Consider the following 15299-nt stretch of genomic DNA (forward strand, 5'->3'; position numbering starts at 1 on the left):
CCAATAAACATACAGCAACGTATAAACGAATAATATATTTTATCGGCTCTTTAATTTTATATTAATATATACCATATGGCAATATGTGCAATTATAAAAATATACGATATCATATTTTCCCTATGTAAAAAAAGACTGTCTCATTTTCTGAGACAGTCTCCTCTTATCAGGTATATATGAAATACTTGATTTCTTAAAAATCTTCCTTGCTGCTATTTCTTGGTAGCGGTAGCAGTTGCAGATGCTGTTGAAGTAGCAGTTGCCGTCCCCGGCGACTTTGTAGCTGTCCCTGGTGAGGGAGTTGCAAGTCCCGGTGATTTTGTAGCCATTCCAGGTGAGGGAGTTGCGACACCAGGGCTGATGGGAGTAGTTGTCGGTGTTGAAGTTACTGTCGATGTACTGGTTCCGGGCTCCTCCTTTTTCGCACAGGCTCCAAGGCTAAGAACCAAAGCAACTGCTATAAATAGAGCAAACAATTTTTTCATTTCCTTAAAATATCCTCCTTTAAATTAAAAATATTTAAAAAGTTGTATTCATATTATTAGTAGAATTGCTAAATATATGCAGGTTTTTCCATAAAAAAAAAATAAAAACGGCAATAAAGCCGTTTTTATTTTTTATACACATTCGATCGGATTGAGAACCCTATTTCAGATCGAAGACCAGCATTGTAACTTTTCCCCCGTTATCCAGGGGCCGGTCGGTATATACTCTGATATTGCTGTAACCTTGATTCGGACCCACTCTGATGTTTGAAACCGGCTGTGGATTTAATTTGCCGGAATAATCATTAAAGTATACCGCCACAGTGCTGCTGAACTGGTAAATTACGTTATTCATCTTTATGCGCTTTGAATCCACTGCCTGAACATACCACCACTGTTCCTCGGGATTTGTTATATGATTGTAGTCCACAATGACATCATTATTCATTTTCATGCTTAACACAGTACCGACTTCGGCGTTTGGAATCTCACTTTTTGATGTATAGGTATACTTGCTGCTGCCCGAGAGCAGTTCGTATTTGTATGATCCGCCTGTACCCGTGGGCTTCTCAATACTTTGGACCACCATATCCTTATCCTGTTCATTGAATATGTCATATGCACATATTACATTGACATCGTTGAAGTCGCCTGTGTATCCCAAATACTTTATTTTCCCCGACAGCAGTCTTCCATTTGGTATATCGCTCCACCTTACCAGATTGACTGCATAGTCTGTGTAATTAAAGATTTTTACATTGTCGGTAACATAATTATCACCTATCTTTCTATTATTTATATCCACCTGAAAAGCCGAACTGATATCATATGTCATATTCAGTAAAGCAACCGTATCATCATTTATCAGTGAATACTGTACAAGCCTCCACTTGAATGCATAGGGGTCGATGTTCACCTTGTAGGTTTTACGCGAGCCGTCCACATGAAGCAATTCTACCGTATAGTATTGCTTGTTGTAATCTTCAGCTTTTTTCGAAACCATTGTGGAGCAATTTAAGACGAAGGCATAGTCCTCGTTATTTTCGTCAACTTGAAAATAGGCATCGAGAACCTTTCCATCATAACCCAACAGGGCCGTCACACCGTCACCGGTGTTAAAGGAACCCGGGGATGAATTAAATCTGTTCAGGTTGGCGTACTGTCCCAATTCATAATCCACACTGTTGATCTGCAGGGTTTTTGGTGAATACTTGCTTGGGAGGATACTTGTTATTTCGCCCTCCACCTTGTTATCAACCACAAGATAGTAAATCAGCACATTGAGCCTGTTGTATACCTCATAAACTACATCCTTGTCCTTGATATCTTTTAAAGCAATGATTTCACCAACATTCTTTGTAGCCGGTGATGCAGTGTTATTATATGTATCCCTCAGGATAGGTATATCATCTCTAAAGGTTATGTTACCGAGTTTTTTTGTATCGGGATTGAAATTCAATGCAACCTCCGGCTTGCCATAGACCCAGTTATCCTGATCGTCCATCAGACCTGCCGAATCCACCAGAGTTATATCCTGGTCCTGTGCACTGGCTTTTTTTATATTGGTATTAAGCATTCTTGTAATCATAATCACAACAGCATTTGCAGGAATGGTGCTATTGCTGGAATAACTATAACCGGTTGTAATTCCGAGACCTTTTGCCTTATCCATATATCCGTTGGGCCAGGCTCCGATTATATCGGCCTGGGTATAACCCAATGCCTTTACAACCGCAGTACACAGCTGTGCAAAGGTTATGGCTTCCTGCGGTTTGAATTTGCCGTCGGAATATGCCGATAAGTAACCCAGCTTGGCCGCAGCATTGATATACCCGCTGTATTCCGACTTTGACGAGACATCCGGGAAAGTAGTGGAACCTTCCATGGATTGAGCCAGTTCATTGTTTCCGGTGGAGTTGACCATTATTTTTGAAAACAACTCTCTGGTCATCTTTCCGTCGGTTCCTACATCAGAAGCTTTTATGACTCCCCAAAGCTCCAGCTTTGCAATGGCATCATCATACTCCGACCGGCTTTTTTCAGCTGCGGCAAATACAGCTATGGTTGAAAACATAAGTATGAAAGCCATGGCCATGGAAATTATTTTTACAAGTACCTTTTTGAAATTAAATTTAAGCATCTCAATACCTCCGCATCCCCATGTCATAATAAATATTTACTAAGATCACAAGGAAAATTTTAATTTTATTCAAACCTAAGCGCCTCTATGGGATTCAGCCTGGCAGCCTTATATGCCGGGAACAGTCCGAATATTATTCCTACTCCCAGCGATATCCCAAAGGAGAGCATCATCCAAAACGGTGAGTAAACAGGTGTGGTTATTTTCAGACCGCCTATTATGAAACGTATACAGAACAAGCCTATCAGTATACCCAGCACCCCTCCTATTCCTGTTATCATAACGGCTTCTATGAGAAACTGTACCATTATGTTTTTCCTCTTGGCGCCTATGGCTTTCCTTATGCCAATTTCTCTAGTTCTTTCAGTAACAGAAACCAGCATTATATTCATTATTCCTATACCGCCCACAATCAATGAAATAGCAGCTATTCCCCCAAGCACTATCATAAGGGTATCGGTTATGGAATTGAGTGTGGATAACATTTGAGCCTGGTTTCTAACCGAAAAGGCATTGGAATTTCCGAATTTGTCGGTCAGATATGCAGTTAATTTCGCCATTGCCGGGTCAACAGTGGCGGAATCAGCCGCCTGTACCGTAAAGTTCGATATCCTGGCATTTCGCCCGAGTCTCTGGGCTACTGTAACCGGAATGATTACCTGGTCATCGTCGGAAGAATCCTGGCCACCGTCTATTTCCTGCAGCAGCCCTACCACCTTGAATATCTGCCCGTTTATTTTTATTTGCTGTCCTATGGGGTTTTGTCCCTCAAACAGGTCATTGGCCACAGCACTTCCAATCACCGCTGTTTTCAGTTTATAATCATTATCAAAGGATAAAATGAACCGTCCCGACTGGACATGTCTGTTTCTTATGTATTCATAGTCTTCGTTTGATCCGATAACGGTGGTATCCCTGCTCTTGCTTCCGGCTTTAAGTGTCATATTGCCATTGACAATGGGCGCAATCATGCTTATATCCCCGCTGTTTTCCTCTGCAAAGGTCTTTAGTTCTTCATAGGTTATATTCCTGTTGCTGCCCCTGCCGGTTATGTTTATGGTGATAATATTGCTTCCCAGACCTTCAATGGAATCTGTTATGCTCTTTGTGCTCCCCTGGGCAAATGCAACCGCTGTTATAACAGAGCCTACTCCGATTATGACACCCAGCATTGTAAGGAAGGATCGGACTTTGTTGCCGGCTATGCTTTTCAATGCCATTTTATAGGCCTGAAAAAACCCCATCTACACCGCCTCCTTATCTTCTGTGATCATTCCGTCCTGGATTCTTACTATTCTGCCGGCCTGCGCCGCGACATTGTTGTCGTGTGTTATGAGCACTATGGTATTCCCGTTCTCATGAAGCTGGTGCAGAGTTCCCATCACATCAGCTCCCGACTTGGAATCGAGATTTCCTGTCGGCTCGTCGGCCAGAATGAGAGGAGGGTTGCTTACCAGCGCACGTGCAATGGCAACTCTCTGCTGCTGGCCTCCCGATAATTCGTTGGGAGTATGGTGGGTCCTGTCCCCCAGTCCCACCAATTCCAGAGCCTCTATGCTCTTTCTTACCCTCTCCTTATGTCCCACCCCCTGGTATATCAGAGGCAGCTCCACATTTTCAACAGCCGTAAGCTTTTTTAGTAAATTGAAGCCTTGAAATATAAATCCTATTTTATTATTTCTTATTTCGGCAAGCTGGTTGTCACTGAGTTTACTGACCTCATGCCCATCCAGATAATAACTTCCCGAGGTGGGCACATCCAGGCAGCCCAGCATATTCATCAGCGTAGACTTGCCTGAACCGGACGGACCCACAATTGCAACAAATTCGTGTTTTGCAATGTGCAGCGAGACATTGTTAAGTGCATAAACCGAGTTCTCACCCATCTCGTAGATTTTACACATATTTGTTATTTGAATCATTTCAACCCCCATGAGCCGCATAGCAGCCATAAATAGTTATGGAATTTGGTCTCTCCTCTACCGCTAAGGCGGATAAAGGAGGTTAATTACCGCTGTCCCTGTGAACTTGACTACCTGTTTGAACTTCCGGAGGTTCTGTTGTTCTGCGTGCCTCCCGGATAGCCGCCGGCACCGCCTGCAGGCATTACTCTGGTCATGCCTCCACCTCCGAAGCCCCCGCCCAAACCTCCCAGGCTAAAGCCATTCTGCTGGGAATTTGTGCCGGTGGTGGAATTGGCAACAAGCGGTGGAAGTACAACCACATCACCTTCAGCTAATCCGCTTTTGATCTCAACATATTCATCGTTGTTCATACCAAGTTCAACAGCCTTCATAACAGTACCTGCATAATATTCCTGATTTGCGGCTAATGCACCTGTCATCTGCCTTCTTTCGGATGTACCGGCATTGTTCTGATTCCTGCCCTGATTTGAATTGTCATTGTTTGAAGCGGCCGTACCGGCAGCAGCCTTTCTGTCTGCTCCGCCGGCAGTTTCGCTGTTTCCGTTTCCATTTTGTCCCCGGTTACCGCGAATTCTTCCGTTTCCGGTTTGCTGCTGATTTGAATCCTCTGTTCCAATTACTCTGACAAAAGCTCTGTCACCCATTTTTGTCACTGCTTCCAGAGGTACCATGAGCGTATTTTCAGCCTGGCTTAATATTATGTTTGCGTTGGCATTCATTCCTGCCAGCAGACTTTCTGTCTCATTTATCTTTATCTTGACGTCATATGTAGCAACACCATTGGTTGAATTACCTTCCATCGCTTTATAGAAGACTTCTCCCGTAAGAGGTTTCTGCTTCGTTTCTTCAAGTGCGTCAATAGTAATCGAGACCTGCTGTCCTACCTTGACTTTTGAAATATCAAGTTCGTCCACCGATATGGTAAACTGCATTTGTTCAAAATCCCTTATGCTGATAAGGACATCTCCCGATTTTACACTGTCTCCTGCAACAGCCGTTTCCCCGGTCACTGTCCCGCCGATAGACGAATATATCTTATAGTCCTCCAGCTGTTTTTTCGCAGCCTCCAGCTGATTTTGAAGATCCTGGACCTTGAGATCATTTGTCTGAGCTGTAACCTCCAGGTCATCATTTTCTATTCTGATCAAAACATCGCCTTTTTTAACATATTGATTCTCCTTGACATTAACCGCTGCAAAAGTTCCGTTTGAAGCAGCTTTCATAGCCTGCTTGCTTGCATATTCAAACTGTGAAATCTCATTGCTTCTCCTGGCTCCGTCGGGGGTGGAAATTTCAACGCTGGCTGTGTTGGAATCGGTAATCCTTCCTGGATTTTTTACGGTAACTTCAACATTTCTGACCGTGCCTCCGTCTGAAGCTGTGTATGTATAATCGTCTATGGCGGTTACTTCCCCCTCAACGGTATCAAATATCTCCTGGATGGAAACCTGGGCTTTTTGGCCGGTTTTGATGTCTTTAATGTCTGTTGTGCTTATGGGAACAGTTAATGTAAGCTTTGAAGTATCCGTTATTGTAAACAGTGTCATATTACTGCTTGCATTCTCCCCTGTTTTTGCCGCTATATCTGTGATCTTTCCATCAAAAGGCGCCGTAACGGTTAAGCTTGAATAACTTTTCTGGTTGCTGCTGACACTTAATTGTGCCTGGCTTATTTGATTCTCTATCTTTTGAATGTTAAGCTTGGCATCGGTATCATCAATTTCAAAGAGTAAATCTCCGTTTTTTACTTTGTCGCCTTCCTTAAAATAGGCTTTCGTGATTTTTCCCTGGACATTCGACATGACATCCGATGTGTTGGAAGATGTCACAGTTCCCGAACCCGACAGTGCGACTTCCATATTGCCTCTTACGACCTGGGTAGTCCTTTTGGCCGACGCCGAAGTACTTTTGGCCGCCCTGTACTTTGTAACATAAAAAAATCCTATGACTATTGAAATAATAACCAAAGCAACAATAGAAAGTGTTATGAATCTCTTTCTGTTCCACTTTATGCCTTTTTGCATGATTCCACCTCTTCAATTTGTTTTGTAATGAAATGGGTAATTATACCTTTGTACTAATAACAATAGTATTAAATTTTTATGTCAAACCTGTGTTTGAATTGTGAACAAAATGTAAAGTGTCTAAGTTAATGCTTTGTGCCGGTTGGTGATAAACTTCGCAAATAGAAATTTATTAATTATACCGTTACTTTCGCACTAACTTCAATCAATGGTTGCACACAAAGCGCTTGCTTGAAATAGTACGGTGAAAAACAAGTATTTTCCTCCGTCGCAGCGACTCGACCATCCAGGTCTCGCGTGCTGCTCAAAGTGACGTCCTGTCACTTTGCCGGCTAAAATACTTGTTTTTCACCTACAAATTTCAGCAAGCACTTTTAACCGTGCTGACCATTGATTGAAGTTGTGCTCGCGTACCGGTGTAATCAGCATACTCCTTATAATGGCAAAGTTTAGAGTGATTTAATCCGGCACAAAGCGTTAAGTTAAGTATGCATCTGAAAAAACAGATCAAAAAAAGACCTGCTAGTATTTGAGCAAGCCTTTTAAAGTATCCTGTTTTAATTCTGCCTGTAATCAATGATCCTTTTGCTTTTCTTCTCACTTCTGGGAAGGCTTCCAATTCCGCTGACTTCAGCTATGATATGAATTCCTATCCTCTTTTTGAACAGGTCGACTATATTGTATTCAATATCTTCACGCTCGGTATCCCCGTCGGAATTGTATTCCGCCTTTAGGGTCATGACATCCTTCCCGTTCACATGGTCGATAATGATCTGGTATTCACTGCTGACACCCTCCACTTCCCTGAGGATCTCGTCGATCTGGCCGGGGTAGATATTCACTCCCTTGACCTTTACCATATCATCGGTACGGCCGACGATCCTGTCGATACGCGGATAGGAAAGCCCACAGGCACATTTACCTGGAATTATCCTGGTGAGGTCCCTGGTTCTGTATCTCAGCAGCGGAGCACCTTCTTTTCTCAAGGTAGTGATGACCAGCTCACCTACTTCTCCCTCCGGAAGTACTTCACCTGTGACTGAATCTATTATTTCAAAGTAAAGAAAATCATCGAAATAGTGCATTCCTTCATGGCAGTCACAATCTATTGCAATACCCGGACCATATATTTCAGTAAGGCCATATATGTCATATATTTCAATACCAAGTTCATTTCTGATGCGCTGCCTCATTTTTTCTCCCCAGCGTTCGGAACCTATAACACCTTTTTTCAGCTTAATTTCGGAACGAAGTCCTCTCTTTTCGACCTCCTCGGCCAAAACCAGAGCGTATGAGGAAGTGCCAATTATTACGGTGGATTTAAGATCCATCATCATCTGGAGCTGTTTGTCGGTATTTCCGGGTCCCATCGGCACCGCCATTGCACCCAGTTTTTCACAGCCGGCCTGAAATCCTATGCCTGCAGTCCACAATCCGTAACCGGGAGTTATCTGAATCCGGTCCAAAGGGGTGATGCCGGCAATTTCAAAACATCTGGCCATCATTTCAGCCCAAGCGGCAACATCCTGTGCCGTATATGGAATTATAATGGGTTTTCCCGTAGTTCCCGAGGAAGAATGAATCCTGACAATCTTTTCATCCGGAACCGACTGCAGCCCCAGCGGGTATGCCTGTCTCAATTCCTCCTTTGTGGTAAAAGGGAGTTCCGCAATCATCTCCATGGAAGTGATTTCATTTACATCAATACCACTCTTTTGAAATTTTTCCCTGTAAAAAGGACTGTTGGCAGATACGTTTGCAAGCATTTCCTTAAAAAGCTCAAATTGACCTCGACTCATCTCGACTCATCTCTTCTTTCTATTATTTTTTATTTAATTATATAAATTTTCTCTTTATTTGTCCATTGAGGCTGTTTATTATTAAACAAATACAGTTAAGAAACTGATTTATATTACTCGAGTACAACACACATAACCAGGATGCTTAGTTGACTCTATAATTTGCCGTTAAATATGTTATGCATTTTACCGGTACGCGAGTACAACTTCAAGCAATGGATTTGCATGGTAAAAGTGCTTACTTAAATACGTAGGTGAAAAACAAGTGTTTTTGCCGGCAAATTGACACGAGGTCAATTTGAGCAGCATCCGAGACCCGGATGGTCGAGTCGCTGCGACGGCTATAAAATTCTTGTTTTGAACCCTACCATTTCAAGTAAGCGCTTTGTGTGCAATCCATTGCTTGAAGTTAGTACGGGAGTACCAGTATACCCAATAACACCTTTTACCGGTAAAGTTGAGCAACCATTTATATGTGTCTGTACCGAAGTATTATAAACTGCAAATTCCAACAACTGTTTTGTTTATTTAATAACCCCCGAAATGTTCTTTTCTTATCCTGCTGTAATAATCAACAACATTTCTTTCATATTCGCTTTCCATCAGTTCCGATGACAAAAGGAAATCAGCGGTGGACTGGTTCATGGCCACAGGTATATCATAGAGAACGGCTATTCTCAGCAATGCCTTGACATCGGGGTCATGGGGCTGTGAAGTGAGCGGATCCCAGAAGAAAATCATAAAATCCACTTCACCGTTGGCTATACATGCACCAATTTGCTGATCTCCGCCCAGAGGTCCGCTCTTATAGCGTTTAACAGGCAAGCCTGTGTTTTCTGATATGAGCTGGGCGGTTGTTCCGGTTCCGCACAAAAACTGTCTGCCCAGAATATCCGCTTTGCTTTTTACCCAGTTGATCAAATCCTGTTTTCTGTTATCGTGTGCTACAAGCGCTATGTGCTTCTGCTTTCCCAATCTGTTTCCGCTCATAAATGTCTCCGTTTCCGACATGATAAATGCCTCAATTTTTAATGTGTTTATTATATCTTAAGAACAATTTGATTTTTCCTTTATGATACAGTCATACCCGAGTTTAAACGCTTTTTGATTTAATTCCCTGAATTTCTGAGGTACATTTTCAATAATAGCCTGTTCTATGGTTTCCCTGCTGAAAGGCATTTGGCCTGCTGCCGCAGCAGCACCCAGCAGAACAACATTTACGGCTTTAACGCTGCCTGCCTCATTTGCAATGGCATACCCGTCAATAAAATGAATACGCCCGACATTATCCCTTATATAATCGGTTATTTTATTGATATCATATTGTGAGGTGCCCAGAGATGCCGAAACAGGCTTGATTATCTGTGTATTTACTATACAGCAGCCGCCTTTCTTCAACCTCGGCAGACTGCGGGCAGCCTCTGACAATTCAAAAGCTATAATCATGTCCGCGCTTGCCATGGGAATTATTGAACCGGCTTTTTCGCTGCCTATTCTCACATGACTTACCACGCAGCCTCCCCTTTGAGACATTCCTATGGTTTCGGAGGTCCTGGCAAAGCTTCCCTGCCCGATGGCCGCAGCCGCAATCAGACGGGATGCCAGTACGGTTCCCTGGCCTCCAACCCCGGCTATCAATATATCATACTTCTGATCGATGTTTGCTTTATTATCCATTTTGAGAACCTCCTATGGCATTGAAAGGACATACGTTTATGCATAAGCCGCAGCCGTAACAAAGCGAAGGCTCAATAACCACATTCCCGTCTGAGGTTGATATGGCCGGACACCCTATTTCAGTGATACATTTTTTGCATTTCCTGCAATTTTCCCCGACTGTATTTTTTACAACAGGCTTGAACAGTGCAATACATGGAGCTTCAAATATGACAACCGAAGGTCCTTTGAAGTCTGCCGCCTCTTTTATAAGTTCCACTGAATTTTTAAGGTCCAGGGGGTTTCCCCTGGCTATGTGCTTGACACCGCAGGCCTTTACAACTCCATAAATATCGATTTTCTCGGATATGCTGTCCATCATTGTCCTGCCAATGCCCGGATGGGGCTGATGGCCTGTCATTGCTGTTGTGCTGTTGTCAAGTATAACTATAGTGATGTCTGTTTTGTTATATACGGCATTTACAATTCCGGGAATCCCTGTGTGGAAAAAGGTCGAATCCCCTATAAAGGCAATACACTGTGTGCCGGGCTCTGTTCTCTTTATACCCTGTGCTACCGTGATGCCGGCTCCCATACATAAACAGGTATCCACCATTTCCAGCGGCTTTGCATTTCCAAGAGTATAACAGCCGATATCGCCGGTAAAAACCGCCTTCTGCCCCTTCATAGCCATCTTGACGGCATAGAAGGAAGCTCTGTGGGGACAGCCCGCACACAATACCGGCTGTCTTACAGGCAGCTCCGGCAAAGCCGCTTTTGGTGCAGCGTCGGTTTGTAGCCCGAGAAATTTGGCAAGTGCTTCATAAACCAACTCGAAAGTGTACTCTCCTGCAAAAGGAAGATTTCCTGATTTTTTCCCAAGTATTTTTGTGTTTTTGCCTGTTGAAGCACACAGCATGGCAAGTTCCTCTTCCAGAACCGGATCAAGCTCTTCAAAAACCAGCACCTGCTCAAGCCCCGAAAGAAATTCCTCAGCCTTTGCCCCGGGAAGAGGATACGGCGTACCCACCTTGAATACCTTTACTTGGGCCTGAAGTCTGTCCAGTGCTTCAACCGCATAGGTATAGGCGACACCGGACGCAGCAATGCCCAGCTTTCCGTCTCCGCAGACTTTGTTGAAGTCCAGTCCCGAAAAAATCTCTCCCAGCTTGTGCTGCAGCTGTTCTATGTGAAGGTGCTTCCTATAGGCAAGGCTTGGGAATATGACCCATTTAGGATCCTTTACAAAACCCTCCGGCTTATGCTCTGCTCTACTGTCATCAATATCTATTGTCGCACAGGCATGACATACCCTGGTGGTTGGTCTCAGAAAGACCGGAAGTTCCACAAGCTCGGACAGTTCGAAGGCATACCGTACCATTTCAAAAGCTTCCTCCGGTGTTGCCGGATCAAGCACGGGAAGATTTGAAAACCTTGCAAAATGTCTGGTGTCCTGCTCTGTCTGGGAAGAAAAAGGTCCCGGATCATCTGCAACCAGAACAACCATTCCGCCCTTAACACCTATATATGCCAGACTCATCAGAGGGTCTGATGCTACATTCAGCCCTACCTGCTTCATGGTCACCATTGTCCTGGCTCCGCTGTAAGCCGCTCCTGCGGCAACTTCCATAGCAGACTTTTCATTGACCGACCATTCAACATATATGTCGCCCGGATTATTGTGTGCTACCGTCTCCAATACTTCGGTGGAGGGGGTTCCGGGATATCCTGTAACTACGTTGACACCTGCTTTTATAGCTCCAAGGGCAATCGCTTCATTACCCATAAGTAATTTTTTCCCCATTTGACCTCCTAAGGCCTGAAAAATTGGCCTTAATATATTAATTAACCCGTTATTAATCGATACATATAAAATTTATTAACAGACATACTGTTAAAGTATATGCATGAATCTCTGTGTAAAAAAATTATAACATAGATTTTATATATTTGGACAAAAAACTACATTGCCAATATCAAATAAATCTATAGTGTTTGTATGGAAAATTATATATAATATAACTATGGAAAATACATTCTGTATTTCAGGAGGATTTGTTATGAAAATGGTTGTTGCAATAGTGAAGCCTGAAGCCTTTGAGGATGTCAAGCAAGCCTTGTTTGATGCCGAGATACACAAAATGACCGTGAGCCATGTTAAAGGCTGCGGGCAGCAAATGGGTTATACCGAAAGTTACCGCGGTACAGTTACCGAGGTTAATCTTCTTAACAAGGTAAAATTTGAAATCTCAGTGAATGATGAATTTGTTAAGCCGACAATTGACGCAATAATGAAAGCTGCAAGAACCGGTAATATCGGTGACGGAAAAATATTTGTCCTCCCAATTGAAGAATGCTTTAGAATCAGAACCGGAGAAGAAGGTCATGATGCCATAGGCTGAGAATTACCATTAATGCAAGAAAATACCAGGATTAGATATGACTGTTGCAAAACGTATATGCAAAGTTTTTCATAGTGAGTGTCGTAAAATGAAAGTAAATTCATTTTACGACACTCACTTTTTATTGCCGGGAATGAAATGCTTTCCATCTGCCTGTGACAAAATTTAAAAATTTCTGTAACATTGTTAATACTTTTTTGCTGTTTACGTATTAACTACAGCAATAGCAGCCTTTACTCAAAAAACCAAACATAAATAACACATAACAGCAAATTGCGGTTTATACTGTATAGAGTGCGCTTCCTTCAACAGGAAAGCGCACTTTATTTCTGAATTGCTTAAATCTCCATTTTGTTTAATCCTGTTACAGCTATCTATTTCTTGAAATAATCCCCTCTGATAATTATATCTGAAAGTTCCATACCCTGAAGGGCCAGTTTTTCATCACTTTCATCAGGATTTCCGACCAGGGTCCGGTCTCTCAAAACGGCATAGCTCTTGTTGGTTTTTAATAGATTCCTGCCCATTGCGGTATTGATGTAGCGCTCTTCGTCCACTCCCATCAAATATGCCAGTGTAGGCATGATATCCACCTGGCCTCCGACGGTACTGATTTCTTTCGGGCTTATATTTTTATTATAAAGTATCAGAGGCAGTAATTTATCATTATTCAACCACCAATCCTCCGTGTTTTTCATTGATTTGATTTCGTCGGGAAAATATTTATGTATTCCTTCATGATCACCTGTTATTGCTACAATAGTATTGTCCAGTATTCCGTCCTTGTCCAGCCTGTCCAGCAGCAGACCAATATGTTTGTCGGTATACCTGATGCACTGCAAATACCCGCCCAGCCTTGACCTGCCAAGCTCCCCCTCCAGATTGAGTTCTTTATACTGCTCGGGAAGCTCAAAGGGTGAATGGCTGGAAAGTGTAACCATGAAGGTAAAAAATGGCTGCTTTTGCTTTATGATCATTGGTTCGATCTGCTCAAAAAACAAACGGTCACTTATGCCCATGTTTATTTTCTCTGTTATGTTATAGCTGGTGGAGTCATAGCACCTGTCATAGCCCATGGAAGTCAAAGCAGGCTTCCAGTTCCAAAAGGCTCCATCCACAGGATGAAATGTCGAAGTATAATAACCTATCCCCTTTAATAGTTTAGGAAGAGAATTGTATTCTGTAAATGCATTATTTATAAAGGTTGTCCCAAGTTGAATCGGATATACCGAAGCGTTGACCATCAAATGACTGTCGGAACTGTTTCCCCCTCCGACCTGTTCGTGGATCCCGCTGAAATAAAGACTGTTTTTTAACAGCTTATTCAGTGTTGGCGTAATTTCCTGACCGTTCACCTTCTGATTTACAACAAAGTTCTCCAGGGATTCAACCTGAATCAGAAGCAGGTTTTTCCCTTTAAACATACCCTTGTACTCATTATCGGGCAGTTTTTCATTCTTTTGCTCATACCAGGCTGAAATCCTGTCTCTGTCAGCCCCACTGAGGCTTAACGTACTTTTTTCGGTAAAAAAGTTATATGAACTGTAAATATTATAGCCTAACGGGGACAAGCTTCTTATGGTGGTTACGGGATTGAACCTGTTAAATATGGATGTAATGGGCAAAGGCTTGGCTGCCCGGTTATTAACCTGCGGGGCAATGTATAAAACACCAAATACCGATACAAAGAGTATAAATACTGAAAACACTACATTCCTGCTTACATTTCTATATAAATTCTTTTTAGCAAAAAATGCAATCAGCAAAAATGGGATATCCAGAACAAATACCAGGTCAATTAAATGTATGAGCGGGAAAAAGCTGTTTATGGAATCCCCCAGATTACCTCCGGCCTTCAGCATGTGAAGTGTAGGCAAGGTATTAAAGCCTCTCAGATACCATAAATCCGCCAGCAGCAGGAAGGATATCAGGAAATTCAAAATGATTGAGACTAAAAATCTTCCCCTGTTTTTAAACAGGAAAATAACACATATACATGCCAATGAAAAGGCCATATAGTAAACCGGACGGAAGCTGTAGAGTTGAAACACCGCATTAAAGGCTTCTCTCATCAGGGGAAGCTGATGGGTCTGGTCGAATATAAAGCCTATTAACAGTACATTCTTCACAAATATGGACAGTAAAGTATATAACGGGATAAAGTCCTTCGGAATCAGATTTGTTAGAATATTTCTCAGATTATTTTTATTTTTAACCGGCCTGCCGGTATTAAGATTTATTTCCATGGATTTCACTTCGCCCTCAAATAAAATATGCACAAAACCCATTGTAAACTTATGAGCCTTTATTGTAAAGCCATTATAACGCATTCCGGAAAAACATATAAAAAGAATGTTTTATTTATGACACTTAAGCTGCACATAACAATATGACACTCAATATTATGTTAATATAGGATAATTCGGAGGCTTAATAATGCTATACTATCAGAATCCTTTTGACCAGCCTTACAGAGTCGTATACAGGATTACAATAAATACCCGGACTCACACGCTTACTTTATTCAGAGATAATAATGTTTTTAGAACATATCCCGTTGCAGTTGGAAAATCTTCCACTCCGACCCCCAGAGGAACCTTCAGGATAATTAACCGGGTCGTAAATCCCGGAGGCCCGTTTGGAGTGAGATGGCTTGGTTTGAATGTGCCCAACGGAGACTATGGCATCCATGGAACAAATAACCCTTCTTCAATTGGCAAAAATATTTCAAACGGCTGTATAAGAATGTATAATAACAACGTGATTGAATTGAGCAATCTTGTTTCAATCGGTACGGTTGTTAATATAATATAATTGGATTAACTTAAAAAAACTTAAGCTCATGATTTTTCATTTGCCTTTACGATT

The 15299-nt window shown here is 42.3% G+C and carries 12 protein-coding genes; 2 read left to right on the plus strand and 10 right to left on the minus strand.

Annotation, left to right across the window (positions count from 1 at the left end; translation table 11 throughout):
* Positions 1-212 precede the first annotated feature (212 nt).
* The 9 genes from T344_RS30965 to iorA form a co-directional block, all read right to left on the minus strand.
* Entirely contained in the window at positions 213-485 is a 273-nt protein-coding gene (locus T344_RS30965) for a hypothetical protein (protein WP_154669425.1), read from the minus strand.
* Between the two features lie 160 nt (positions 486-645).
* Positions 646-2625 carry an S-layer homology domain-containing protein gene (locus T344_RS0107415; protein ID WP_027628173.1) on the minus strand — a complete coding sequence of 660 codons (1980 nt, stop codon included), beginning with the start codon at positions 2623-2625 and terminating at the stop codon, positions 646-648.
* Positions 2626-2690: 65 nt separating this feature from the next.
* On the minus strand, positions 2691-3869 hold the full coding sequence (locus tag T344_RS0107420) for an ABC transporter permease (protein ID WP_027628174.1): 1179 nt from the start codon (positions 3867-3869) through the stop codon (positions 2691-2693).
* Positions 3870-4547, minus strand: a complete 678-nt coding sequence (locus T344_RS0107425) for an ABC transporter ATP-binding protein (RefSeq protein ID WP_027628175.1) — start codon at positions 4545-4547, stop codon at positions 3870-3872.
* A gap of 110 nt (positions 4548-4657) precedes the next feature.
* Positions 4658-6574 carry an efflux RND transporter periplasmic adaptor subunit gene (locus T344_RS0107430; RefSeq protein ID WP_027628176.1) on the minus strand — a complete coding sequence of 639 codons (1917 nt, stop codon included), beginning with the start codon at positions 6572-6574 and terminating at the stop codon, positions 4658-4660.
* Between the two features lie 557 nt (positions 6575-7131).
* The gene (locus tag T344_RS0107435) at positions 7132-8373 is read right to left on the minus strand and encodes a phenylacetate--CoA ligase family protein (RefSeq protein WP_027628177.1); all 1242 of its coding nucleotides are present in this window, start codon (positions 8371-8373) and stop codon (positions 7132-7134) included.
* 528 nt (positions 8374-8901) lie between these two features.
* Positions 8902-9363 carry a methylglyoxal synthase gene (locus tag T344_RS0107440; protein ID WP_027628178.1) on the minus strand — a complete coding sequence of 154 codons (462 nt, stop codon included), beginning with the start codon at positions 9361-9363 and terminating at the stop codon, positions 8902-8904.
* Positions 9364-9420: 57 nt separating this feature from the next.
* On the minus strand, positions 9421-10050 hold the full coding sequence (locus T344_RS0107445; RefSeq protein WP_027628179.1) for an indolepyruvate oxidoreductase subunit beta: 630 nt from the start codon (positions 10048-10050) through the stop codon (positions 9421-9423).
* Positions 10043-11833: an indolepyruvate ferredoxin oxidoreductase subunit alpha gene (gene iorA / locus T344_RS0107450; RefSeq protein WP_027628180.1), complete on the minus strand. Its 1791-nt coding sequence runs from the start codon at positions 11831-11833 to the stop codon at positions 10043-10045. Before iorA ends, T344_RS0107445 begins: the two co-directional genes overlap by 8 nt.
* Before the next feature lie 256 nt (positions 11834-12089).
* Between iorA and T344_RS0107455 the strand changes: the two genes are divergently transcribed.
* Entirely contained in the window at positions 12090-12431 is a 342-nt protein-coding gene (locus T344_RS0107455; protein WP_004623500.1) for a P-II family nitrogen regulator, read from the plus strand.
* A gap of 374 nt (positions 12432-12805) precedes the next feature.
* On the opposite strand, the gene T344_RS0107460 is transcribed toward T344_RS0107455, so the two are convergent.
* Positions 12806-14677 carry an LTA synthase family protein gene (locus tag T344_RS0107460; RefSeq protein WP_027628181.1) on the minus strand — a complete coding sequence of 624 codons (1872 nt, stop codon included), beginning with the start codon at positions 14675-14677 and terminating at the stop codon, positions 12806-12808.
* Positions 14678-14867: 190 nt separating this feature from the next.
* Here T344_RS0107460 and T344_RS0107465 point away from each other — a divergent pair, with 190 nt between their 5' ends.
* Positions 14868-15245: a L,D-transpeptidase gene (locus tag T344_RS0107465; protein ID WP_004623565.1), complete on the plus strand. Its 378-nt coding sequence runs from the start codon at positions 14868-14870 to the stop codon at positions 15243-15245.
* Positions 15246-15299: the final 54 nt, after the last annotated feature.

Source organism: Ruminiclostridium cellobioparum DSM 1351 = ATCC 15832 (assembly GCF_000621505.1).
Lineage (GTDB): Bacteria > Bacillota > Clostridia > Acetivibrionales > DSM-1351 > Ruminiclostridium > Ruminiclostridium cellobioparum.